The sequence below is a fragment of the Candidatus Melainabacteria bacterium genome (assembly GCA_003963305.1).
In the GTDB taxonomy this organism is placed as follows: Bacteria; Cyanobacteriota; Vampirovibrionia; order Obscuribacterales; family Obscuribacteraceae; genus PALSA-1081.
Genome location: RXJR01000003.1, coordinates 48,964 through 72,584, shown reverse-complemented (window position 1 = coordinate 72,584; position 23,621 = coordinate 48,964). Strand labels below are relative to the sequence as shown.

Here is a 23,621-nt window from a genome sequence, read left to right as displayed (position 1 = left end):
GGTTGCGCGAATTACCGTCGATATGAAAAAACGGACCCGGCTCAATGCCAGGTCCGCAATTCTATAGCTGAGTTCGAACTATGCCAGATTCTTCTTGAAAAATTCAAGCGTCCTTCCATTAGCAAGCTCAGCAACTTGCATATTGTAGTTCTGTCCACCAACTCTGCAGAATGCATGATCGGTGTTCGGATAGGTGTAGATGGACGCCGATGAATTCGAAGCAAAAGCGTTCTTGATTTTGTCTTGCTTGTCCTTAGTGATGTATCCGTCGTCTTCAGCAAAGTGCATCATAATTGGCTTTTTGATGTTGTGCGCTTCGCCGAGAAACTCATCGATGCCGCCCCCATAATAAGCAACAGACGCGTCAACATCACTGCGAGCTGCCATCAGATAGGTCATTAAACCGCCCAGGCAGTACCCGCTAATTCCGACTTTGCCGTCGCCGACCTTCATGGCACGTACTTCTTTCAGCACATGCTTCAAATCTTCGATGCCCTTATCCTTATCGAATTCACCATAGTATTTGAATGCCTTTTTCAAGTCGGCTTCATCTCTATCGTTCAAATTCAAACCGGGTTCGAGACGCCAGAAGAGGTCGGGCACAATGGCTAGATAACCATTGGAGGCGTACCACTCAGCGGCACTTTTCAGCCATTTGGTGACACCAAAAATCTCTTGAATTATGATCACTGCTGCTGTGGCTTTTTGCCCCGGTTTTTCGACCAGGCAATTGAACTTACCGCCATCACCAGCGGTGACGACTAATTTCTCGGAAACAGTATCCACTTCTTTTATCCTCCAGAAAACATTCGTTGAGTATCGCGCTAAACAGGCAATACGCCGTGCTTTTTCTTGAATCCAGTAACTTGTTTGCTGGCGTATGCATTAAATCGATTGATCAATTCACCGCGCAAGTTGTGTGGAGCAACCATGCCATCAACAACCATTTCAGCAGCCAGCTTGTAGATGTTTACATCTTCTCTGTACTCATTGCGTTTCTCTTCGATGTAGGCATTGCGCTCAGATTCAGGCAATTCCATAATCTTGTTGTAGTAGACCGCATTCACAGCAGCCTCTGGTCCCATGACCGCAATCCAAGCGGTGGGCAGAGCCAGACAAGCATCCGGTTCGAATGCTGGTCCACACATAGCATACAAACCGGCTCCATACGCTTTTCGCACTACCACCGAAATCTTAGGCACATCGGCAGACGACATCGCTGAAATCATCTTGGCGCCAGCTCGAATGATACCGTCGCGCTCGACTTTGGTGCCAATCATGAAGCCTGGAACATCGGCAAGGAATAACAGCGGAATATTGAAAGCATCACAAAGCATCATAAAGCGAGCGCCTTTGTCAGCCGAGTCAACAAAAAGTACTCCGCCCTTCACACGAGGTTGATTAGCAAGGATGCCGACCGGGCGACCACCGAGCCGCGCAAAACCGGTGATCAATTCACCTGCAAACAACTTCTTCATCTCGAAAAACGTACCGGCATCGACCAGCTTGTCGATCACTTGATACATGTCGAACGGCACGTTCTCCTTTTCAGGAATGATCTGTTCGATAGATTTCTCAATGCCGCCGGCGTCGACTGGTGGCAATAGTGGTGCGGGCTGTTCGCAGTTCGATGGCATGAAGCGCAAGTAGTCTTTGCACATCTGAATCGCCTCTTCTTCCGATTTAGCGAGGACATCGCCACAACCACTGACCGAGCAATGCATTTTGGCACCGCCCATTTCTTCAAGCGTGACTTTCTCGCCGATCACCATCTCGGCCATGCGCGGTGAACCGAGATACATCGAGGCATTGCCATCGTTCATGATGACGATGTCGCAAAATGCCGGAATGTAAGCTCCGCCTGCAGCAGACGGTCCAAACAGAAGACAGATTTGAGGTACGAAGCCTGACATCTGCACCTGGTTGTAGAAGATTTTGCCTGCGCCCCGACGCCCCGGGAACATCTCAATCTGGTCAGTGATTCTGGCACCGGCGGAGTCAACGAGATAAATCATCGGCACCCGCAGTTTCTGCGCAGTTTCCTGAATACGAATGATCTTCTCGACGGTCCGCCATCCCCACGAGCCAGCTTTGACAGTCGAGTCATTGCCCATGAAGCATACTGTTTTACCTTCTATTTGCCCGATGCCTGTGACAACGCCATCGGCAGGAAGATCCGGCTCGTTGCAGTTGGCAAAGACGGCATCTTCTATTTCAAAACCGGGATCAAGAAGCAAACGAAGCCGCTCCCGCACGAAGAGCTTTTTGTCTTCTTTCAGCTTCTGATGATACTTGGGAGCACCACCCTTACGAATTTGCGCGATGCGCTCTTCCAAGTGGGTAGTTTTGTCTGAGAACTTCTTTTCAGTTTCCTTCAATGTTACTTCCATCCCTTTTCCTACCTGTTGTAGACATAAACCGGATATAGCTGCATATTCTACGGCCATGCAGGCGCAAAGATGGTTTTATGCGGCTCATATTCGACGAGGATATAATGGAAAAGAAGATGCAAAGCGCGTTCAATCTCATCTCGAACCTAGAAAACTGGAGCCAATGGCGAGCCTCAAATTTTCCCGAAGACAATTTCTTCAAGCACTCTCCCGCCATTTGACAACAGCCAGCGGCCTGAGTCTGGCTTACGGACTCTGCAATCGATGGGACCTGGCTAAGGCCAAAGAAGAGCTTCAGACAGGCAAACCCAGCTACAAAATTGCACCATGGACGGGCGACGACTTCACGATAGGGCACAGGCTGAGAAATCACGAGCTGCCAGATTTTCCACAAAACGCCGAGAAGGAAGTAGATTTTGTCATCGTAGGTGGTGGCATGTCCGGGCTGGCAAGCGCATATTATTTGCAAAATCATAATTTTTTGCTGCTCGAGCAGTACGACAGTCTTGGCGGTCAATCTCGTGGCAGCACTTATCGTGGTGTCGACTATTCATACGGAGCTGCGTACATAAGCACCGTCGACGGGCTGATGGGTGAATTGATTTCCGACTTGAAACTAACGCCTGCAAAGTTGCAGCCTCTGAAAAACTCCTGGCGTTGGGAAAATACCTGGGCAGTTGGACTGGAAGGAAAGAACAAGTTCTACTCGGAGCTGAAAGGATTGCTTGCGGAATGCAAACCGATCTGGAACGAACTGCATAACGGAATTCCAGTGCCCCTGGCCGGAGGGAATCTTGAGAAACTGGATTCGACCCCTTTCCGAGATTACATTAAAAGCGGTTCGCCTGCATTCGTTTCTCTGATCGATTCATACCTGAAGGCATCACTCTGCGGAGGGGTTGATGTAGTGAGCGCATTGTCCGCAATTGCCTCGCTCGAAGATCTGGTTTTACCGACCTATGTATTCCCCGGAGGAAATCAAGCGCTTGCCCGGGCAATTGCATCCAAAATCAAAGGGGAACGTTGCGTTCAAGGATTTGTCTGGTCAGTTGAAATTGGCTCAAATGGCAAGTCCTATGTGATCTATTCAGGAGCGGATCAAAAACTGCACAAGGTCGCTTGCAGACACGTGATCATCACCGCCCCACCCCTGGTGGCAGCACGTATCCTGCATAATATTCCGGATGCGGTGAAAGCTGATTTGCTCGGATTTAAATATGGCTCCTATCTGGTCGCTAATATCTTGATGCGAAAGAAGAAATTCAATGGTGCCTATGACAATTTCGTTGCGCCGCCTTTCTCCTTTGCAGACGTCGTCGTTGCCGAAACACCTTACATGGAACAACACAAGTACAATCCTGACACGATGGGCTCTGTTTTAACCATGTATCAACCCTACGCACCATCATCTGAAGGACGCTCCGTCTTGCAACAAGGCGACCGCAGCGCTCTGTCAGCGTCGCTGGTCAATCAGATGGTGAAGTTAATCGGACCGATTGAAAAGGATATAGAAACCGTCGTTCTGAGCCGCTGGGGACACGCCCTGGCGGTGACAAAGCCCGGATTTTACGCCCGCATCTCAAAATTCAATCGCACTGCCAACAGTGGCTACACACTTGCGCATAGCAGCACTCAAGGTATACCATGCGCTGAGAGCGCAATTGCAGCGGCACGACTGGCAGCAAATCGTGCCCTCGGCAAAACAGCAAGGAGCTAGACATGTCGCCCATCCTCTATCAAGCCATCGGTCGGCCCAACACAGCTCGCAGAGTAATCCGAGGATTGACGATAAGTCTTGGATTACTCGCAGCATCAGTTGCTTACGCTGCGGTGATAACGCCGATTCTGGTGCGAATAATTGGAAATAGAAAGCACCCGATTGATGAACCCATCGATGTTGCATGGATCGAAGAAGATAGTGAAAATGACGCGAAGTAATTGCGGCAGGAGAATACTATATATAGGTGCACTGGTTGCGCTGGTGGGTGACTCCGTACTGATCACCTCTTCGGACTGCTTTGCACAGAACCGTAGCCCAATCGATGTGAACGGTGTTTTGCTGGCAGCCAAGAAAACGGCGCCTGTTCATCAAGGACCTCCAAAGCAGATCTTTGAATTGTCAAAACGCGAAGAGTTCTCAACGTGTCTTGGTGCCTCGGGTGTAGCAGCGTACGTAGCTTCTGCTGCCGGATCGAATCGCGGACTGCTGCTTCGATCTGTAAACAGCGGTCTGGCAGCCAGTATGGGTATGCAACCAGGAGATGTACTCCTGTCGGTCAACAGCCGGGTTGTCCAAACAGGCTCTGATGCCGATCGTATTTTAGAATCCGGCGACGGCGGTCTGGCTCGAGTCGTATTCGTGCATCCTACAGAAAGCGGATTGCAACTGTACAACGCGCAGTTCAACCTGCCAAAATTTTCGGGCGTCCACTCCGCTACAAGTGTTGCTTCATCGGGGTCTTTTGGCTCAAGCTCCGGCAATAACTCAGGCGGCTCGGGCGGCGGAACTTCAAAACAAGCCGAGTCTATGCCTGCTTACGAGTCGTACATGATTGAGCTAATCAACCATGACCGAACATCAAACGGCAGTCCATCTATTCCGGCGAATGCAGCGCTGACGGCACTGGCTCGTGCTCACGCTCAAGACATGGCGGCGCGAAATTTCTTCGCGCACGTCAACCCTGACGGCATTGACCCTCAAGGACGTGCAATCAACGCTGGCATAAGAGGTGGTGTGTTCGAAAACATCGCCTACCAGAGCGGTTTCGACTCGGGCCACAGACAAATTCATGACTCGGAAGCGTCAATGATGAGTGAACCGAAAAATGAACAGAATCACCGTAGCAACATCCTGGATCCAAACCACGCCTGTGTTGGAGTTGGTATCGTCAGAGCGCCCAGCGGAAAGCTATATATGGTACAGGAATTCAGTCATTCCACGCCGTGACCAGACAACCCTGGTGGAACTTAAACACCACGAGGAGTCAAGCTTCGATCCGCTGCCCGCTCCGCTACAGCAAATAGCTACTGGTGAATGCCCCGGAGCAACTCACTATTATGGCTGGCTCTCATTGCTTGCATGGAGGGCTTCAACTTTGTCGTCTCTGGATTAGCAGGCGCCGGTTGAGCGGGACGCAAGCGTCTGAAAGCAAGCATCATGTTCTGAAGTCTGGTGTTGAATGCCGGGCTGGTGTTGCGTAGAACAGTCGTTTCAGCCTCGCTTACGTATGAGCGAATTGACTCCAGTCTCTGCACGCTGGGGCAAAAAAGGAATCTTGAACGCCCTAAAAAGATTTCGTCATCGGGTTTCAGGGCAACAATTCCATCCACAGCCTTTCCATTCAGCAAGGTGCCATTGGAACTGCGTAGATCTCTCAAGTAGTAAACGCCGTCTACGCAGGTGACAGCCGCATGCCGCCGAGACAAGCTCAAATCTCCGATAAGGGAGATGTCGTTTTCTTTCGACCTGCCAATGAACGTATCACTCGAACTCAGTTCAAAAGTGCGCTTATCGTCAACACTGACGAGCACAGCTCCCGAATCTGATTCGGTGAAGGGGTGGTTAAGGAACATAGTAAACATCTCCGCAGGGGTTTGGCGGGACTCGATGCATTCACAATAGGAAAAAGATGTGACGAAGTTGTGTCAATTATTTGAGAGCGAGCGGCATTTTTCGGATTTCTATAGAATTAATCTTCCGGAACTTTCGCCAGTCCCTGACTGCCTTAAAACCAGAGTTGAACAGGTTTCACCGATAAGGAGAGATACATGAATTGGGACGAAGTAAAAGGCGATTGGAAACAAGTCTCCGGAAAAATCAAGTCTAAGTGGGGCAAACTGACCGATGACGAGATGACACAAATCGGCGGCAAAAAAGACGAACTACTTGGAAAACTTCAGTCGCACTATGGACATTCGAAGGAAGAGGCTGAAAAGCAACTGGATGACTTCATCAAATCCTTCTAGGTGCTGTTAGATATTAAACGGGTCGGACTGTCTCATCGGGCAGTCCGACTTTAAATTAATGGGACAAAAGCAGAACAAACCAGAACAAGAGCAGAGCAAGAGTAGAACAAGCCAGAACAAAAGCAGAGCAGGATAATAACTATGAGGACCCGGGAGGAGTCAGACAAATTTGTCGGCTGGCTCCAGGGAACGGGAATATAAGCATCTACTGGCAGATGAAAGAGCAAACTCGTACGTGTTTAGTTGGTTTTTGAAAATTTCGACCGTCCAACGCGCCCGATTTTCGACAGCCGTGGTCACTTTGACTTGTGGAACTATCCATCAGGTAATCGCCTCTCCAGTACCAGCTGCAAGCAAAAGTGATAGACAAGCGTCATCAGCCCAAACTAGCAAATTCAGCAATTCAAAAACAGAAGACGAAGCGATTCTGGCTCGAGCGAGACAGAATAGAAAAATGTTCGAGGATGAGGAGGCAATCAAAGACTATTCTGCCTACCTGAAATCCCATCCCGAAAACGATACGGTGCGGGCTGAACGCGCTGACGAATTAAGAAACGAACATCGATTTGAAGAATACATCTCAGATTTGCAAATTTTGATCAAATCAAAACAACGAAGTATTGCCTGTGAGGCAGCCTCCCAGTTAGGCAAATTCTACCAAAAACAACATCAGTACTCAGAGGCTATCAAGGCGTTCAAACTGGCTCGCAGCCTTGGTTCTAGAACACAGCTCACGGAAATGTGTGACTGCGCAAGACTGAGCGGCGACTATGAAACCGCGCTGAAGATATCAAACGATATCATCAACTCAGGAGAGAATTTTGCTGGCAGGCTTCGCCGTGCTCAGACTCTTATCGCCTGGAACAAACCGAGAGAGGCTCTGAGTGATCTAAATTCGTTGATTGCCGAACAGAAGAAGTACATTGACAGCATCGATAAGGAAAGTCGGGCAATTTTTCCTGCATTGAAAAGACTGATGCAGGCTTTAACAGAACGAGCAAATTGCTTTGACGCACTGAAAGAAGCTAAACTTGCGAAACAAGACAGAAGTGAGATCCGAAAAATTGAGCAAGAAGCCTATAACGAGTCGCCTTTCCTGACCAAATGATTCTGTTTTCACCGCTTAAGCCGCCGGTTTCGTGGCCAGTTCGATGTCTTCTTCGGTTTGCAGAATGCCCTGACCTAGCTTCTGTTCTTCCTCTTTCAGCAGACCTCGCGCCACATAAATCGGTCGAGATTCCCGCCTCAAACGCGGCATCTGTTTAGTAAAAACGATTGCCACAAGCAAGCAATATGCAGAACAAGCGAACAACATTGAATGGAATCCAAAGTGAGTAGCGATTACTCCCGCTGCCAAACTTCCAAGAGGAATAGTGCCCATATAGGCCATCGTGAACAAACTCATGACTCGTCCGCGCCTGTCGTCGTCTACGATTGATTGAAGTATTGTATTGCAGCATCCCATCTGGAGCATCATGGTGGCACCGAGCACTGCCAACACCGGCAAGGCGAGTAGCAGACTATTTGCAAAAGCGAATGCGAAAAGCGCGGCGCCATAAATGTATGAACTTATCAGAGCCAGCTTACCCAGCCCAACAACATTCTTTCTGGTGGCGAGAATGGCTGTTCCAACAATCGAACCAATCGCGGATGCCGAGCTTAAATATCCGAGCGTGTTGGCATCGCCTCCTATATTTTTGACGAAAACAGGAAGCAAAGTCGAGTAAGCCATGCCACCAAAGCCGAATAAAGCAAGAAGAAGTATAGGTGCCCGAATCGGTGCCGTGCGGGCTGCATAAATGAATCCATCTTTTAACTCGGCAACGACTCCAAGCCCGCTTCGCTGTTTTGGTTCGAAATTCCCATGAATGAAAAGAAGTGCCGAGATTACTGCGACATAACTTGCGGCATTGATTGCAAAACACATCCCTTCGCCAAGAGCTGCCACTACGAAACCAGCAATAGCTGGACCGAGCAAACGCGACACATTCATCAAACTGGAGTTCATAGCAATGGCTGCCGGTCTATCCTCTTTGCGCTGCACCATATCCATGACAAATGCCGAGCGGACCGGCATATCAAAAGCGTTGATGACCCCCATCAAAACGCTGAGCGCAATGAGATGCCAGATTTGCAATTGATGCGAAAGGGTCAGGTAGGCAAGGGTTCCCGCCTGCAACATCGCTGACAGCTGAGTAAAAATGATGATTCGATGGCGATTAAACCGGTCCGAAAAGACACCAGCGAATGGCATTACCAGCAATGACGGCAGTTGCCCGGCAACAGTCACTGTCGCAAGCATGAGAGCAGAATTCGTCAACTTATATGTAAGCCAACTCAGCGCAATTTGTTGCATCCAAGTTCCAACTTGAGATAGAAGCTGTCCGCCGAAATACAACGAGTAGTCTCGACTTCTAAACACGCGAAACGGGTTAGACGAATCATGACCGGCATCGCTGAATGGACTGACGGAATTATCCGTCCCGCTGACTTGACTGGACATAGTAACTTCTGACTCCTCCACTGCATATAACAGACGAGCGGAAATTTCGGTTTGTTCGATGCCAATACACTTTATTTACATCCTGAATCATAAATGCGTACCCTGCTGAGGCTCATGCCTCAACAGGTTCTCAGCAAAGCGAGAGCGAATAGACCAGGCGAATGGTAGCTATCGACTTGCTGAGACGTACGCAAATTTGTTGCTGATCAACTGACTCCCCAGAAAAGCTGACCAGCAAATCGGTCATCCAACAAGTAATACGTCAAAGCGCCCCAAAAAGTTCAAATGCCCAAAGACGCCAAAAGTTCAATCATTTAGCGTTCTGAGGTAACAAACAAGGCTCAAAACTCAACGTCACTAATAATTTGGCAGATTAAGGTGCACAATATAGTCATGATAATTGCGATTCATAGTTCTTGTTCACCGAGCGGACAGATTCCAGTGAAAGAATAATCGGGCACAATCTTGAGATCAAAATCGTGGGAATCACAAAATCACTGGCATCGAACCGACCGCTTCTAGTTGTTAGCGTTGTGACATTGCCCGTGCTGGCTTGGTTCATTCACAGCATATTTTTTGACATATCGCACAGACCAATTGTAGTAACCGGAACAATCCAGGCCAAGGAGATTCCTGTCTCCTCAAAGATCGGCGGACGCATTGCTAAAGTACTTGCCAGCGAAGGGCAGGACGTCAAAAAAGGCGAGGTGCTGGTGGAGTTTGAAGCGCCCGAGCTGGAAGCCAAACGTCTGCAGTTGCAAGCGTCAATCGAACGAAGTCAGGCGCAGCTGCAAGAACTCACGAATGGACCTCGGCAATCCGAGATTGAAAAAGCCAGGGCAATAGCAGGTCAAGCCTTTGCAAACTGGCAGATGCTGAAAAGGGGATATAGAACCGAAGACATTTCCAAAGCGGCTGCCTTGCGCGGCGAAGCACAGGCTAATTTCGACTTACTCAAACGCGGATATAGAAGCGAAGAAATCAGCCAGGCAAAAGCAGTAATGGACCAGGCGAAAGTGCAATTAGATTTCCAGAAGCAAGATGCTGAGCGATATTTAGCGCTATCAAAGCAGGGTGCGGTATCGACAAGAGATGCCATCGAACTGAAGAGCAAGGAAGATGCAGCGCTGGAAGCATATAACGCCGCCAAACAAGCGTATACGAAAATGCTCGCAGGACCGCGAGAGGAGGAGATCCGAAGTGCCCACCAGCACCTGGAGACAGCTAAAGCAAATGAGGAGATGATGCGCCGAGGTCCCCGCCCAGAAGAGATCGAGGCTGCGCGCCAGCAATATCTCTCAGCCAAAGAATCTCTAAGTTTGTTGGAACAAGGCACCAGAACAGAAGAAATTGCACAAGCACGAGCACAGCTTAAACAGAGCGAAGGCATGCTAGCCGAACTGGAAGCACAACTGAGAGAAAGACAAGTGGTGGCACCAGTCGACGCCGAAGTTTCTGTGATGGACTTGCACCCGGGTGCGGTATTCAACCCGCAGCAGTCAGTGGCAACGCTCACAAAACTGGATGAGATCTGGACGCGCGTCTATATTCCCGAGCGGGAATTAGGACGGGTTCACGTCGGGCAAGAAGTGGATTTAAAAGCAGACGCTTTTCCAAATAGAGTTTTTCAAGGCAAAATCGTTCAGATTCCCAGCGTCGCAGAATTTACGCCACGCAATGTACAAACAGCCGAGGAGAGATCTGCGCAAGTTTTCGGCTTGAAAATCACAATTGACAATAAAGAGCATCTTCTGCGTGGTGGTATGAATGCTGAAATCAGTATTCCTCCGGTTGAGCAACCGTTCGAACGAGTAGCGAGAAAAGAAAATGTCCGCAGCGATCGTCCTTAACGGTCTGACCAAACAGTATGGGCAGCAGACAGTAGTTAATCATCTTTCTTTCACGGTCGAGCGCGGAGAAATTTTCGGATTTCTGGGACCGAACGGCTCGGGCAAAACGACGACAATAAAGATGCTCTGCGGGCTGCTCGAGCCCTCATCGGGAACGGCTGCTGTTAACGGTTTCGACATAATCAAAGAAGCAGAACAAGTGCGGCGAAGCATTGGCTATATGTCGCAACAATTTAGTTTGTACAAGAATCTAACAGTCGAGCAAAACATTGATTTCTATGCGGAGCTATACGGATTGGGTAGCGAAAAGTCTCGCCGCAGAAAAGCAGACGTGCTTCAAATTACCGGACTTCTTGGACAAGAGACGAAAAAAGCTTCCAGTCTATCTGGCGGCTGGAAGCAACGCCTTGCCCTCGCCTGTGCGATAGTGCACGAGCCTCCCATTGTTTTTCTGGACGAACCGACGGCAGGAATTGATCCGGTGGCACGCCGAGCCCTCTGGGATCTTCTATTTACTTTAGCGACTATGGGAATTACCTTTTTCGTCACCACCCATTATATGGACGAGGCGGAGCGTTGCAGCACGGTTGGCTACATCTTTCAAAGCAACTTGATAGCGCTCGGTAAAGTTGATGAATTGGGTTCACTACCCGTGGTGAATGATCCAAACACGAAGCATCTGGAAGTCAGTTGCAATTTGATCATGCCAACATTCCAATTTTTACGCAGCCAGGACTATGTCTCCGATGTAACCATTTTCGGGAGAGCACTTCACATCGTTGTCTCCAAAGAGATTGAAATAGATTGGTTACGGCAAAAACTGGCTGAACAAAATTTTGGAGTAGGAGAAATTCGCGCTATCAAGCCATCACTGGAAGATGTTTTCGTCACTCTCACTGAACATGAAGAAGCTAAAGTCTTGAAATCGGCGGAGAAATAGAGGACAGGCAATGTCAATTCTCGAAAAAATTCGAGCCATGTTCTGGGGCTTCCATGCGGTCATGACCAAAGAATGGATCGAGATCCTCAATGACAAATTCACTGTCGCAATTATTCTGATCATTCCAATTGTGCAAATGACCATTTATGGATTCGGAGTTAGCTTTGAAGTCAGAAAAGTACCAACGGTGGTGTTCGACCAGGATCTGCGACCACAGTCATCGATTCTCATGGATGAAATAATCGCCACCGACTTTTACAAAATCACAAAACACGTTTACTCTCGCGAAGCTGCGGTTGATGAGATTGTTGCAGGAAATGCCAGAGCCGCAATTATAATTCCGCCCAACTTTTCCGACAAATTGCAGGATGGCGCCCAAGCACAAATTCAGGTGCTTATTGACGGATCAGACTCAACCATTGCCAACTCGCTGGCTCAGACAGCAATCGCTGTAGGGCAAAGTCGATCGCTGCAAATTCTCAGCACCGTGCTCAACCAAAAACAGGCCAGACCACCGATCGATATTCGATCGAGAATGTTATTCAATCCTGACGCGAAAACTACCAACTTTATTTTGCCTGGACTGATCGGATTCATGGCGCAAACAATAACATTGTTTCTGACAGTCAACTCAATTGTTCGTGAGCGAGTGAGCGGCACTTTGGAACAGCTAATGCTAACCCCTGTAAAGCCATTGGGATTGATGCTGGGCAAGTTGGTCCCGAACGGCGTTATTGGATTTATCGGCACAAACTTGATGCTCGCCGCAATGTACTTAATTTTCAAAGTGCCAATCAATGGCAACATCTTTCTACTCGAAGGCTGCACACTAATTTTCGTGTTCGTTTCCTTATCAATTGGGATTTTGATCTCCAGCACAGCAACCAGTCAAGAACAAGCAATGCATTTAGCCTCCTTTGTTCTGATTCCATCCGTACTTTTATCAGGATTCATCTTTCCGAGAGAATCAATGCCACCATTTCTGAATTGGCTTGGATTCTTAATTCCACTTACCTATTTCCTCCAAATTCAGCGCGGCATAATTTTGCGAGGCGCTGGGCTTGGCGCACTATGGCAATGGGTGCTACCTCTGATGGTGTTCGGTTTCCTACTGATCTATTTAAGCGTCAAACGATTTCGGAAGTCACTGGGGTAACCAGTCACCAAAACTCGCTCCACAAATTGATCACTACGCTGCGATTTCTCACAAATTGATCACTGTGCTGCGATTGCTCACGTATGGATCACTCTGCTGCGATTGTTGACACATTGATCAACGTGCTGCGATTGCTCACATATCGATCATTCTGCTGCGATTGCTCACATATTGATCACGTGCTGCGATTGCATATCGATCACTCCGCTGCGATTGCTCACATATTGATTACTCTGCTGCGATTGCTCACTTATCGATCATTCTGCTGCGATTGTTGACAAACGAAGTAGTCAATAGTTGATTTACCAGGTCGATCATGTGATTATAAAAGCGTGGCTAAAGTTGATAAAGTTAGTCAACTTTGTCAGATTAACCGAATAACCGCGCAGGATTGGCGATTTGAAACTTTCTAGAAAAGGCGAATATGCGATGAAAGCACTTATGGAGTTGGCAGTTTGCGACCGGACACAAGGTTCAACGACTCCGGAAATTGCAAAGAAAGCACAGATTCCCGAGCCATTTCTAAATCAAATTTTGCACACACTCAAAAATGCCGGCATCCTTAGAAGTCGACGTGGTGCACATGGAGGATATGTGCTCAATCGGGATCCCGAGCAGATTATTCTCGGTGATGTAGCTCGACTCATGGATGGTCCTCTCGCACCCATCCCTTGCGCGTCAGTCACTGCTTACGAGCCCTGTCCAAGCTGTCCCGAGCCGGACAGCTGCAACCTGCGAATACTGATGCGAAGTGTGCGCGATGCGATCTCGAATATTTTGGATGGCACCACGCTCGCGGATCTTATTAAAGGACGCGCCACCATTTGAACAAACCTTACACCGCACGAAATCGATAATACGGCAAGCAAATCTACAAAATCGCTACAAAAACTGCTTCAAAACTGCTTCAAAATCGCTACAAAAACCGGCTATAACTTACTAACGGAAGAACCCGATGAACAGAAACATATACTTGGACAACAGTGCCACCACTCCAGTGCGGCCGCCCATTTATGCAGTACCGTCAAAATCATGCTTCGGCAATCCATCATCAATTCACCATATCGGACGACAGAGCAAGGCAGCAATTGAAATCGCCAGGCAGAAAGTAGCCAATCTTATCGGTGCAAAACCGCACGAAATTTATTTCACACCAAGTGCTACTTACAGTAACAATGTCGCACTGCTTGGGCGCGCGAGATTTGTCGAGCAAAACGGGCTTGGTCGGCACATTATTACGAGTGGAATCGAGCATTCTTCGGCTCTGGGTCCAGTCAAATACTTGGAATCGCAAGGATGGCGATTGACGATACTTGACGTAGATAGCGAGGGATTCGTCGATCCTCGTGATCTCGAAAGAGCCATTACACCTGAGACCAGCATCATATCGATCATGTGGGCCAACAATGAAGTGGGCACAGTGCAGCAGATCGAGAAACTTGCAAAAATCGCCAAGGCGCACGGCATATTCTTCCACACAGACGCCGTGCAGGCAGCAGGAAAAATCAAGATAGATCTAAACACCGTCCCAGCAGACACGTTGTCCATCACCGGTCACAAACTTCACGCACCGAAAGGAATTGGTGTCCTGTTTATACGTGAGCGCGTTCAAATTCTGCCCATCATATTCGGTGGCGGACAAGAAGGCGGTCTCTTCCCTGGGACCGAAGGTGTCTCCGAAATAGTTGCTTTAGGCGAAGCTGCAGAACTAGCAAACGTGCACATGGATCAGAATCAAGCACATTTGCGCAAGTTGCAGAAAATACTCACAGACAAATTTGCGGCACTTCCCAACGTTAATTTGACCGGTCCCCTCGATCCGCGTAAGCGAATTCCAGGACACGTAAGTGTGGTCGTGCGCGGAGCGATCGGCGAACAGATCGTTGAAGCCGCGGATGAGCGTGGCATCTCAATTTCAAGCGTATCAGCATGCTCGGGCAGACATCCCTCTTATGTGCTCAAGCAAATGGGTTACACTCACGATGAGGGACTAGGTTCGGCGCGCATCTCAGCATCAGTACTCAATTCCGCAGAGGAATGCGAAATTGCCGCAGGTGTACTCGCAGAAATCTTCATCAATGCAAAAAATCTGAATGTGATCAATATTTCGACAGTAGCTTAAACAAAATGTGATCAGTATTTCGACAGCAGAGTAAACAGCTCCTGCCCCTTGCGGTCAGGCACTGAATCAGTAGGCTCATGCACCAGGTCGAATCGGAAGTGCGGAGAAAAAAGCTCGAAGAGTTCATCCTTCGAGACAGAAAATGGTGGTCCTGACCCCTGTCTCTCGAGGAGCCACCAGAGCGCGATTAGCTTACCTTCCGGTTTCAGCAGATCGCGGACGACAAGCTCATAAGTTTTTCGTCGTGCCGGATGTATTGCGCAAAAGCATGTATGCTCAAGTACGTAATCAAAATATCCTCGATAATTATGCAAGTCGAAGATATCATGTTGAACTACTTCTGCTGTCTTTCCTAGATATCCATACTGTGCGAATTTTGCTCTTGTCGATGCAACCGCAGATGGTGCGAAGTCGAATGCAACTACCTGATATCCATAGTACGCAAACAACAGTGCATCATGACCGGTACCAGCTCCTAAAACCGCAACTCTGCCCAACGGTACTCGATAAGGTGAGTCCAAAAAGGTTTTGAGTGGAGGACTGAAGGTTCCCAACTCCCATGGAGTAATGGCACGCTGATAAAGTCCTTCCCAGAACTCTACTGTTTCCACCGTGGGGATTTTCTTCGCGTCCATCTTGCTTCCTGACTTCCACCGCCGTCGGTCAAAGGCGGCGATAATTCAATTCATACCACGGAAGAATGGCTGCTACCTTAATAAGTAACTGGCCAGCCCATGTGTGATATTCCCACAATATGCAGGTCTGGCCATGTCCTGACTGTTGGTGGTTTTCGTGACAGTTCAATTGACAACGCTCTGCTCCTATTTTTCTCGGCTCTGTCGTAGGCTTAATATGCCTATAATTGGGTCAGATCATGTTGGAGGACTACCATGAAACCTTGGGGATTTATCTCAGCAGTTGTCACAATGCAACTGATAGCAAGTGCGCCGGCCATGGCTGACGCGGATCCCAGCGATCCATTGCCCTACAGCGGCACATACTTCATTATCAACGCATTGAATGATCAAGCAATGCAACCGGCAGGGGGCTCCGCAGGTCAAAATGTTCTCACTTATGAGTTCAACAAAGGCGGGACGCAAAAGTGGCAAATTACACGTAAAGAAGATCCCGTTACCCACAAGCCGACTAATAAATACAACATCAAGCTTGCTGGCGAATCGACGCAACTTTATCTCAACCCACACCCGATTTCCGACGCAACAGCAATACTCGGCTCGGATGCAAGCGTATATATTCTTCAGCCGGACGGCGATGGATTTACGGTCAGAAGCGTTGACCGCAATGGCGATGCCATGTACATCGTATCCTCACCGCCAATGAATCCAGAAGTGCACTTTGGACCCAAAGACGAGACATCAAAATTCCGCTGGAAGTTTGCGCACGCCGAGTGGTAAAAACCGAATTAGTGCAATTCAGTGTAGCTGCTAAACCCGATCCGGGTTGTGTCGCGCTAGTGCGAGTCTCTTAATCCCGCTCCGGATTGTGTCGCGTTAGTGCGAGTCTCTTAATCCCGCTCCGGATTGTGTCGCGCTAGTGCGAGTCTCTTAATCCCGAATCAGATTGATTGAGCTATTACTATCTAATAGGCATTAGCTAATGGAAATTACGCGCCGGGATATGCGGATCGCCAGGCAATCGAGGCAGTTGCTCAAAATGTTCTGCGATCACATTGATCACACCTTGTTCTGATTGCAATTTGCCAGTTATCGATAAATAACTCGAACCTAAAACAGTTCGACGATATTCGTCGAAGACACGAGGCTTCACAATTATGTTTGCCATTCCTGTTTCATCTTCCAGCGTAAGAAAAACAAATCCTTTTGCAGTTTCTGGTCGCTGTCTACAAATCACGCAGCCGGCTACAGTAACTCTCGTATCATGCAATTCTTCTTTGAGTTGGTGGCATGACTTGATACCATTATTGGTTGCCCATTGACGATAAAAATACATTGGATGCTCACCAGTTGAAAGCCCCATCATGTTGTAATCAGCAACAATCTCTTGCAACCTGGTCATCTCTTTTATTTCTGGTGAAACAGGTACAGGTTGCAGCAGATCAAGCAAGGGAGTTTCCCGCTTTTTATTTAGCTTAGCCAATGTTTCCCATAATGCCTTTCGCCTACCTGGGTATAGCGATTCAAATGCTCCAGCTCGGGCCAATATCTTCAACTCGGCATGACTTAATCCACTTCGCTTAATTACATCATCTAATGATTTGAAGCTGCCACCATTTTCCCAAGCCTGTTGCAATGATGCCTTAGATCGACTGCCGAGCCCCTCAACAAAACGCAATCCAACTCGCAAAGCAAGAGCACCATCATTACGTTTTTCAAGGGTGCAATCCCAAGAACTCGCAGCAAGATCGGGGGGACGCACTTCAATATTGCGGCGCATCGCATCTCTAATCAGAGTTGCTGGGCTATAAAAGCCCATGGGCTGTGCATTCAAGATTGCACAATAGAATTCAGGACCGTAATAAAGTTTCAGAAATGCAGATGCATAAACAAGCAGCGAAAACGATGCAGCATGACTTTCTGGAAATCCATAGTTTGCAAAAGCACGCAATTGGTGGGTTATCGTTTGAATTGCAACTTCCGTAAATCCATTTGCGCGCATACCAATCGCAAGGTCGACGCAAAGAGCATCCATCTTTTCTTGAGAGCGTTTATGACTCATTACTCGACGAAGATTATCCGCTTGCGAAGGCGTGAAACCGGCAGAAACAACCGCTAATTTCATACCTTGTTCTTGAAATAGCGGCACACCTAAAGTGCGTTTCAATATCGGCTCAAGCGTAGGATGCAAATAAACGACAGGTTCGTCACCACGTCTTCTACGTAAATACGGATGAATAATATTTCCCTGAATAGGACCAGGTCGAACTAAAGCGATGGAGACGATGATATCGTAAAAACAAGTCGGGTTGAGCTTCGGCAATATACTCATCTGAGCACGTGATTCAACCTGAAACAAACCGATTGTTTCTGCAGCTCTAAGCATGTCGTAGATTTTTGGATCATTCATATCCAGCTGCCCGAGATCGATTTCAATATTGCGATGCTTCTTAACTAGCTTCAATCCTTCCTGGATCATCATGAGCATGCCGAGCCCGAGAAGATCAATTTTGATCAATCCTGCCATATCGAGATCATCTTTATCCCACTGAATGACCGTGCGACCAGCCATTGATGCTGGTTCCACAGGCACAATATCACCTATAGGTTCTGCCGATAAAACAAAACCGCCTACATGTATGGAACGATGTCGAGGCAACTGGTGCAATCCAGCAACCACTTTGATTAGTAACTGAACGCGGGCATCATGAACATCCAAGCCCGCTGCAGTGATACCACCAGCGACCAGTTGCTCTGCTGCCTGCAAAGCTTCAAAATAATGAGACTCCGCAGCCAGCTTATCAGCTTGTTCTTGAGAGAACCCCAGTACACGAGCGGCATCACGAACAGCGGAACGTCCTCTGTACGTAATCACTTCGCAAACCATTGCTGCGTGATTGCGTCCATACTTTTCATAAACATACTGAAGAACTTTTTCTCGCTCCTGGTGTGCTATGTCCAAATCAATATCTGGAGGTTCATTGCGTCCTTCGGATAAAAATCGTTCAAACAACAAATCCATCCCTATTGGATCAACAGCCGTAATGAATAAGCAATAACAAACTGCTGAATTAGCGGCAGACCCTCTACCCTGAACCGCAATACCGTTTCGTCGAGCAAAATTCACGATATCCCACATAATCAGGAAATAGGGAGCCAGTCCTAATCCGGTGATCATGCTCAGCTCATGATTGAGTTGATTGACATGTTTTTCGGACAAATTGGAATATCTTGATGCGGCGCCCTCCCACACCAATTTTTCTAATAATCCATTGTGTGTTGTCACTTCATCGGCATATTGAACTGGAACTTCAAAATTTGGTAATGGCGGCTTTAATAATCCCAATCTGAATTGGCAACGCTCAGCGACGACCAAAGTATTTTTTATTCCTTCTGGATAATTCCTCCATAGATGAGCCATCTCAGACGGTGACTTCATATACCAGCTGCCATTGGGACGCAATCTTGTACCGGCCGTAGCAAGTGTCACTTCATGCCGCAAACAAGTTAGAACATCGTGAATTATCCTCTTTTCCGGATGCGAATAATGTACATTGTTTGTCACCACCCATGGTATTGACAATTGACTCGACAATGCTAAAAGTCGTGCTGCAATAATCGACTCTTGATGCAGGTAATGATTCCACAATTCGAAGTAAAGCCTGTCAGCAAATACTTCTTTCAGTTCAAAGGCTGCTTTTTTAGCCTGTTCAAAATCATCAACAGCCAGAGCTAATGGAACGCGACCATGCGGACAACCGGTCAACGCGATTAATCCGTTCGACCGCTCATACAATTTTTCATAAGGCACACGCGGACGACCACGTGCACAAGTCGAGCGTGCGTGAGTTATGAGATGGCAGATGTTTTTGTATCCCTGAAGATCTTGAGCCAATACAATCAAATGTGAATCATCTTCTAAAGTCAGCTCAGCACCAACTATTCCATTAAGATCAAGCTCCTTAGCTGCACTGGCAAATCGAACAATTCCACCCAAATCATCATGGTCGGTAAGTGCTAGTGCACTTAAACCGATTTCCTTTGCACGATAAGCTAATTCCTCAGGTACCGAAGCACCATCAAGAAATGAAAAAGCCGAATGACAATGCAACTCAGCATACGAGGCGCACAATACTCATAACTCTCTAAAGCTGACGGCAATTAAAAAGTAGCTCAAAAGCAGTCAGTGCAAAGCATAAATTGCAAAGCACGACAGATTACAAACAACCGCATTGCAAAGCATGGATCGCAATTGCAGGCAACTAAGCACGGCAATCAGAAAACACGCAATACAAAGCACTCATTACAAAAGCAAGCAAACTCTCGACCACAGGAGTGATGATCTGCGGAAGACAGCAAGCTGCTCAACTTCACTGCTCTGCATACAGCATACCATACAAAATTATGTGTGGCAAGCTTTTAAGAGCGCGCATTCTAGTATTTGCTATTTCCGCACGACAACCTGATCCTCGTTAACCACCGCTATACCCGACTCGCTTCTCAATACGTCTAAACTGCTAAGACTCGGGCGCTCAATCACGAGCATGCTCTCAAATCCAACAAACTCATATATCTCCAAGTTCTCCGCGCCCACTGCCTCATACTTTCCTGTAGCGTTGTATCTCAGAGGCCGAATGACTGCATTATTGACGCTGAAACTGCCCTCCGGCAAAGCAGCAGAACCAAGAGCTGGTGCAACTTCAATCACGTAGAGATGATCATAGCTAGCATCCCAAATTCGCCTATTGTTTCCACCACCGGAAAGCAAAACTTTGCGCACTACCGGGGCCGTTCCAGAGTTATTAACAACTGTCGTCATATCATCACCTCGAATTAAAGTCGAATATCGAACATGAGGGACGAAATCGAAAATGATTAAGTGCCGAAAATTCCGAAATTTCCGTTGCTAAAGTAAAAGCGTAATAGTGCTCAAGAAAGCCACTCTAACGGCATGTACAGCAGCAAAAAACATTGTTTTCTGGATTTTAGACTGATATCAGTTTAAGCACACAAATCGAACTTAAAAGCGATATCGGTTAAAAATCCCGAAATGAGACAAATCTCTCACTAGTTAAGGCGTAGCGGGTTTGTCAGTCTTATAGGTGCCATCGGTCATTTGATAGGTGTTATAACCATCGGTATCAGTTTCGATAGTGCGCACATTTCCAACATCTGGAATCAGTCGTCCATCAGGATACTGAGAAGGATTAAATTGCCTTACCAGCTTCTCAAGTGGTTTTACACCATCAGGAATCAAGTTGCCGCTTGCATCTTTCGCAGTGCTCGTTTTTGATGAGAAATTCAATTCCAGGGAGTAGAAACTGCCGTCTGCGGTTGGTAGATAGATAGTCAAACCGTTGGCGGTCTTCTCAAACGCCTGTATTGAGCCACGATTCGAGCTCACTACTTCTGGATACGATTCTACAACTGCCCCATTTGGACGGTGATAATATTCGGTGCCGTCAGGTGCGGTCTCAATGGCTTTAGCAGGGCCATAATTTGTATCGATAGTTTTCTCTGTGTTCGTCAGAACTTTATTGCCATTTACTTTATCGTATTGAACAAAATCGTTTCTAGCGTATAGGACACGGTTGACGTCACCGTAATCTGTCGAACGAAGATGGTTCGGATCGTAGACTTGAACTTTTGCACCAGATCCATCAGCAAGATCATAAATGGTGCTGTCGAAAGTTCTCACAATTCTGTTGACTGCCCCCTCAGGCGAATCCATAGGAGAACTGTAGTTCTCCATCACGTATGTAGGTTTAAACGAAGACTCTGCGCCACCTTGCGGACGTTCAACTATCTCGATGTGATCAGGATGATTAATCTGCTCGAACGTGGTCTCGTTTGCATCGTTCAGAATGTATTCATTCTTGACCGGCGCCGAGTCTTTGACAGGTTCAGCATCAGCAGGTACTTCGCCACGTTCTAATATTTTATCGATCATAGAATGAGACGCTTTACCGTTGCTTCGCCATGCAGTTGAGACTTCAACTTCCCGCACAGAGCCATCCGCCATTGCGATCTGAACTTTCAGAGGATTTGGATACCACTCTACTGTTGCACCATCTGTAAGATGATAGAAGGTTGTGCCATCAGCTTTAGTGTCCTCAACGGAAACTTTTCCGTACCAATCTTCGCGCGGAGTTGCGTATTTGGTGGCAGAAGTACCGTCCATCTTACCGTAGTCGACTTGACCATCTGGGTGTGTCACTGTAGATGTCACCAGCCCATAATCTGTTTTGAGTCCCTGGGTGTAAACGCGCAGAACCGTGTTGTCGGCAACATTAGTGCCTTTGATAATGTGATAGGCAGTGGAACGATCAGGAAATGATTCAACGAGAGTCGACGTTCCGTATGGAGTGTCCACTGGATCTTTGAACTTTTCTATAGTGCCCCACGTTCTGCCGTTCTCGTCATTTTTGGCGTCTTCTTTTGTCCAACGCTGGAATGATTTGTTGTCGTTAGTTTCGTACGCAATGATCTTCGCCTCACCACCGAAGGGATTTTCGGTGGGCTTTTCATAAACAAAGAGATGCAGTCCGCTGTCAGTCTTGCCACGATAATCGCTTCCAGAAAAATCTGCCTGCGGTCTGAACTTTCCATTGGTGGCTTCGAATTGCGCGGCCTCGCTCTTGAACAAATCACCATAAGTCAAGTTTCTATTGACGCGAAGCGCCTGGATGATTTCCGGATTCGTGTCAGCATAGGGCGATCGCGTATCCAAAGCCGCTTTGACACGGCTTTCGGCTTCCAGCGCAGCTTTTTCTTGCGCTGTGCGAATATCGATAAACTTCTGCTTTGCCGCTTCCGGATCTGTTTTGAGCAGTTCGGCAGCAGCTCTCAGCTCTGGTTCAGCTTGTTTAGCGCTGATACGGTGACTGACTTCGTGTCCTAGTTTTTCTGGTCCATCTGCCGGACCCAGCCTGACCACGTTGCTGTCTTGATTGATACTGGTTTCTCCGGTAGATACGCGTTGGACACGAGTCAGAGGGCTGCGACCGACCAGATCCTGAAGGGGGGCATTGTCGGTCCAATTCTCACGCGCCACGAAGTGATCGACGGGAATGGGTCGCCCCATACGAACGTTGGCCGCGTCTACGGCTCTACCGACTCCATGTTGAACAGCCGGCAAGAATAAGTTCAGCGCAGCACCAGATGATGCTGCCTTCATAAGGCTGTCTGGCGTTCCAAGACTCTGCTCGGAAATCATCATCTGAGTGGTGCCACCAGCTGCTCCAACCAGGGCTCGCAACGGGATACTCTTCGAAAGCGAAAGTCCTTTCGTCATGGCGTTGCCGTACTCAAACATTCCGAATCCGACCATGCTGCCGACAGCGTTGCTGGCTCGGCTCTCTGAACCGACAGGGTCACGGGCACCACCATACAGACCAGCACCAATAATCATGGCTGAGCGCTCGCTAGACAAAAACTTGGCGCTCAGTCCACCAGCTTTGATGAAATTGTTGGACTCGAGAAAGCGTCCGCCGCTCTCCATCGCTCCGCCTGTGAGTTTGCCTGCAACAACGTAAGGAGCGATCGCTCCTACACCGCTTGAAAAAGTCTGCGCTAACCACGAGGCAGTGCCATTGCTTTCCGGCACGGAGAGCAAATCAACTCGTGGCAAATGTTTGCCTGAGACAGCTTCTGAAACCGAAGCGACAGCGTTAATGGGATCGATAACGGCAGCGTTGACGAATGGATGCGCTATGTTATCCATCAGCCACCCGGACGACTGAGTGTCCTTCTTCGGCTCAATTTTCACATTTTCAAGATTATCGCCCAATGTCATAAACCTTCGCTAGAATCGTCAACACAGAAATCGGTATCAATCAACAGTTCAATTGGAACAAAAAAACGCTACCAAAATGTGTCACCGGAATTAAACGCCAAATTATCAGTATTTCTGCCAGTGAAGGCATTATTCATCAGTGAACCTGGGCTTTAAATGGGGTAACTACGTAGTCCGGCACGTTTAATCTGCGGGGCGTGCCAGGTGGTCAGCCCGCGACGCAGAGGCATGGGTCCTTCTCAGGCGCCCAAGGCACATTGGCGG

18 protein-coding genes are annotated in these 23,621 nt (G+C 48.0%); 10 read left to right on the top strand and 8 right to left on the bottom strand.

The features are described from left to right. Positions 1-78: 78 nt before the first annotated feature. On the bottom strand, positions 79-882 hold the full coding sequence (locus EKK48_03470; protein ID RTL45128.1) for a dienelactone hydrolase family protein: 804 nt from the start codon (positions 880-882) through the stop codon (positions 79-81). Continuing rightward, entirely contained in the window at positions 825-2,390 is a 1,566-nt protein-coding gene (locus EKK48_03465) for an acyl-CoA carboxylase subunit beta (GenBank protein RTL45127.1), read from the bottom strand. The genes EKK48_03470 and EKK48_03465 overlap by 58 nt, the downstream gene beginning before the upstream one ends. On the opposite strand from EKK48_03465, the gene EKK48_03460 reads away from it, so the two are divergent. Both EKK48_03460 and EKK48_03455 read left to right on the top strand, forming a co-directional pair. Further along, positions 2,323-4,107, top strand: a complete 1,785-nt coding sequence (locus EKK48_03460; protein RTL45126.1) for an FAD-dependent oxidoreductase — start codon at positions 2,323-2,325, stop codon at positions 4,105-4,107. The two genes, EKK48_03465 and EKK48_03460, sit on opposite strands and share 68 nt — an antisense overlap. Before the next feature lie 141 nt (positions 4,108-4,248). Beyond that, on the top strand, positions 4,249-5,337 hold the full coding sequence (locus tag EKK48_03455; protein RTL45125.1) for a hypothetical protein: 1,089 nt from the start codon (positions 4,249-4,251) through the stop codon (positions 5,335-5,337). A gap of 77 nt (positions 5,338-5,414) precedes the next feature. On the opposite strand, the gene EKK48_03450 is transcribed toward EKK48_03455, so the two are convergent. Next, on the bottom strand, positions 5,415-5,972 hold the full coding sequence (locus EKK48_03450) for an FHA domain-containing protein (GenBank protein RTL45124.1): 558 nt from the start codon (positions 5,970-5,972) through the stop codon (positions 5,415-5,417). Between the two features lie 186 nt (positions 5,973-6,158). Between EKK48_03450 and EKK48_03445 the strand changes: the two genes are divergently transcribed. Next, positions 6,159-6,356, top strand: coding sequence for a CsbD family protein (locus EKK48_03445; protein ID RTL45123.1), 198 nt, complete (start codon positions 6,159-6,161; stop codon positions 6,354-6,356). A 169-nt stretch (positions 6,357-6,525) separates the two neighbouring features. Next, positions 6,526-7,464 carry a hypothetical protein gene (locus EKK48_03440; protein ID RTL45122.1) on the top strand — a complete coding sequence of 313 codons (939 nt, stop codon included), beginning with the start codon at positions 6,526-6,528 and terminating at the stop codon, positions 7,462-7,464. Positions 7,465-7,479: 15 nt separating this feature from the next. Here the strand turns inward: EKK48_03440 and EKK48_03435 are convergent, their stop codons facing one another. Further along, positions 7,480-8,859 (bottom strand): MFS transporter, encoded by a 1,380-nt coding sequence (locus EKK48_03435; protein RTL45121.1) that lies wholly within the window; start codon positions 8,857-8,859, stop codon positions 7,480-7,482. Positions 8,860-9,275: 416 nt separating this feature from the next. On the opposite strand from EKK48_03435, the gene EKK48_03430 reads away from it, so the two are divergent. The 5 genes from EKK48_03430 (at position 9,276) to EKK48_03410 (ending at position 14,927) form a co-directional block, all read left to right on the top strand. Then, the gene (locus EKK48_03430) at positions 9,276-10,709 is read left to right on the top strand and encodes an HlyD family efflux transporter periplasmic adaptor subunit (protein RTL45120.1); all 1,434 of its coding nucleotides are present in this window, start codon (positions 9,276-9,278) and stop codon (positions 10,707-10,709) included. After that, a complete protein-coding gene (locus EKK48_03425; GenBank protein RTL45119.1) occupies positions 10,687-11,649 on the top strand; it encodes an ABC transporter ATP-binding protein in 963 nt (320 codons plus the stop codon). The genes EKK48_03430 and EKK48_03425 overlap by 23 nt, the downstream gene beginning before the upstream one ends. Positions 11,650-11,659: 10 nt before the next feature. Continuing rightward, positions 11,660-12,805, top strand: a complete 1,146-nt coding sequence (locus EKK48_03420; GenBank protein ID RTL45118.1) for an ABC transporter permease — start codon at positions 11,660-11,662, stop codon at positions 12,803-12,805. 429 nt (positions 12,806-13,234) lie between these two features. Then, positions 13,235-13,633, top strand: coding sequence for an Rrf2 family transcriptional regulator (locus EKK48_03415; GenBank protein RTL45279.1), 399 nt, complete (start codon positions 13,235-13,237; stop codon positions 13,631-13,633). A 127-nt stretch (positions 13,634-13,760) separates the two neighbouring features. Further along, a complete protein-coding gene (locus tag EKK48_03410) occupies positions 13,761-14,927 on the top strand; it encodes a cysteine desulfurase (GenBank protein ID RTL45117.1) in 1,167 nt (388 codons plus the stop codon). Positions 14,928-14,938: 11 nt separating this feature from the next. Here the strand turns inward: EKK48_03410 and EKK48_03405 are convergent, their stop codons facing one another. Next, positions 14,939-15,562, bottom strand: coding sequence for a methyltransferase domain-containing protein (locus EKK48_03405; GenBank protein ID RTL45116.1), 624 nt, complete (start codon positions 15,560-15,562; stop codon positions 14,939-14,941). Between the two features lie 291 nt (positions 15,563-15,853). Between EKK48_03405 and EKK48_03400 the strand changes: the two genes are divergently transcribed. Further along, positions 15,854-16,342 (top strand): hypothetical protein, encoded by a 489-nt coding sequence (locus tag EKK48_03400; protein RTL45115.1) that lies wholly within the window; start codon positions 15,854-15,856, stop codon positions 16,340-16,342. A gap of 199 nt (positions 16,343-16,541) precedes the next feature. On the opposite strand, the gene dnaE is transcribed toward EKK48_03400, so the two are convergent. The 3 genes from dnaE to EKK48_03385 all read right to left on the bottom strand — a co-directional run bounded on the left by dnaE (position 16,542) and on the right by EKK48_03385 (position 23,351). Continuing rightward, complete coding sequence (gene dnaE / locus EKK48_03395; GenBank protein RTL45114.1) at positions 16,542-19,694, bottom strand: DNA polymerase III subunit alpha; 3,153 nt, start codon at positions 19,692-19,694, stop codon at positions 16,542-16,544. A 312-nt stretch (positions 19,695-20,006) separates the two neighbouring features. Further along, a complete protein-coding gene (locus EKK48_03390) occupies positions 20,007-20,381 on the bottom strand; it encodes a hypothetical protein (protein RTL45113.1) in 375 nt (124 codons plus the stop codon). A gap of 252 nt (positions 20,382-20,633) precedes the next feature. Next, the gene (locus EKK48_03385) at positions 20,634-23,351 is read right to left on the bottom strand and encodes a hypothetical protein (protein ID RTL45112.1); all 2,718 of its coding nucleotides are present in this window, start codon (positions 23,349-23,351) and stop codon (positions 20,634-20,636) included. Between the last annotated feature and the right edge of the window lie 270 nt (positions 23,352-23,621).

What these genes read in the sequence shown, in the direction of transcription:
- EKK48_03450 (RTL45124.1), bottom strand. Translation starts at nt 5,972, where the DNA reads ATGTTTACTATGTTCCTTAACCACCCCTTCACCGAATCAGATTCGGGA.
- EKK48_03435 (RTL45121.1), bottom strand. Translation starts at nt 8,859, where the DNA reads ATGTCCAGTCAAGTCAGCGGGACGGATAATTCCGTCAGTCCATTCAGC.
- EKK48_03465 (RTL45127.1), bottom strand. Translation starts at nt 2,390, where the DNA reads ATGGAAGTAACATTGAAGGAAACTGAAAAGAAGTTCTCAGACAAAACT.
- EKK48_03445 (RTL45123.1), top strand. Translation starts at nt 6,159, where the DNA reads ATGAATTGGGACGAAGTAAAAGGCGATTGGAAACAAGTCTCCGGAAAA.
- EKK48_03390 (RTL45113.1), bottom strand. Translation starts at nt 20,381, where the DNA reads ATGACGACAGTTGTTAATAACTCTGGAACGGCCCCGGTAGTGCGCAAA.
- EKK48_03400 (RTL45115.1), top strand. Translation starts at nt 15,854, where the DNA reads ATGCAACTGATAGCAAGTGCGCCGGCCATGGCTGACGCGGATCCCAGC.
- EKK48_03410 (RTL45117.1), top strand. Translation starts at nt 13,761, where the DNA reads ATGAACAGAAACATATACTTGGACAACAGTGCCACCACTCCAGTGCGG.
- EKK48_03425 (RTL45119.1), top strand. Translation starts at nt 10,687, where the DNA reads ATGTCCGCAGCGATCGTCCTTAACGGTCTGACCAAACAGTATGGGCAG.
- EKK48_03420 (RTL45118.1), top strand. Translation starts at nt 11,660, where the DNA reads ATGTCAATTCTCGAAAAAATTCGAGCCATGTTCTGGGGCTTCCATGCG.
- EKK48_03405 (RTL45116.1), bottom strand. Translation starts at nt 15,562, where the DNA reads ATGGACGCGAAGAAAATCCCCACGGTGGAAACAGTAGAGTTCTGGGAA.
- EKK48_03415 (RTL45279.1), top strand. Translation starts at nt 13,235, where the DNA reads ATGAAAGCACTTATGGAGTTGGCAGTTTGCGACCGGACACAAGGTTCA.
- EKK48_03460 (RTL45126.1), top strand. Translation starts at nt 2,323, where the DNA reads ATGCGCTCTTCCAAGTGGGTAGTTTTGTCTGAGAACTTCTTTTCAGTT.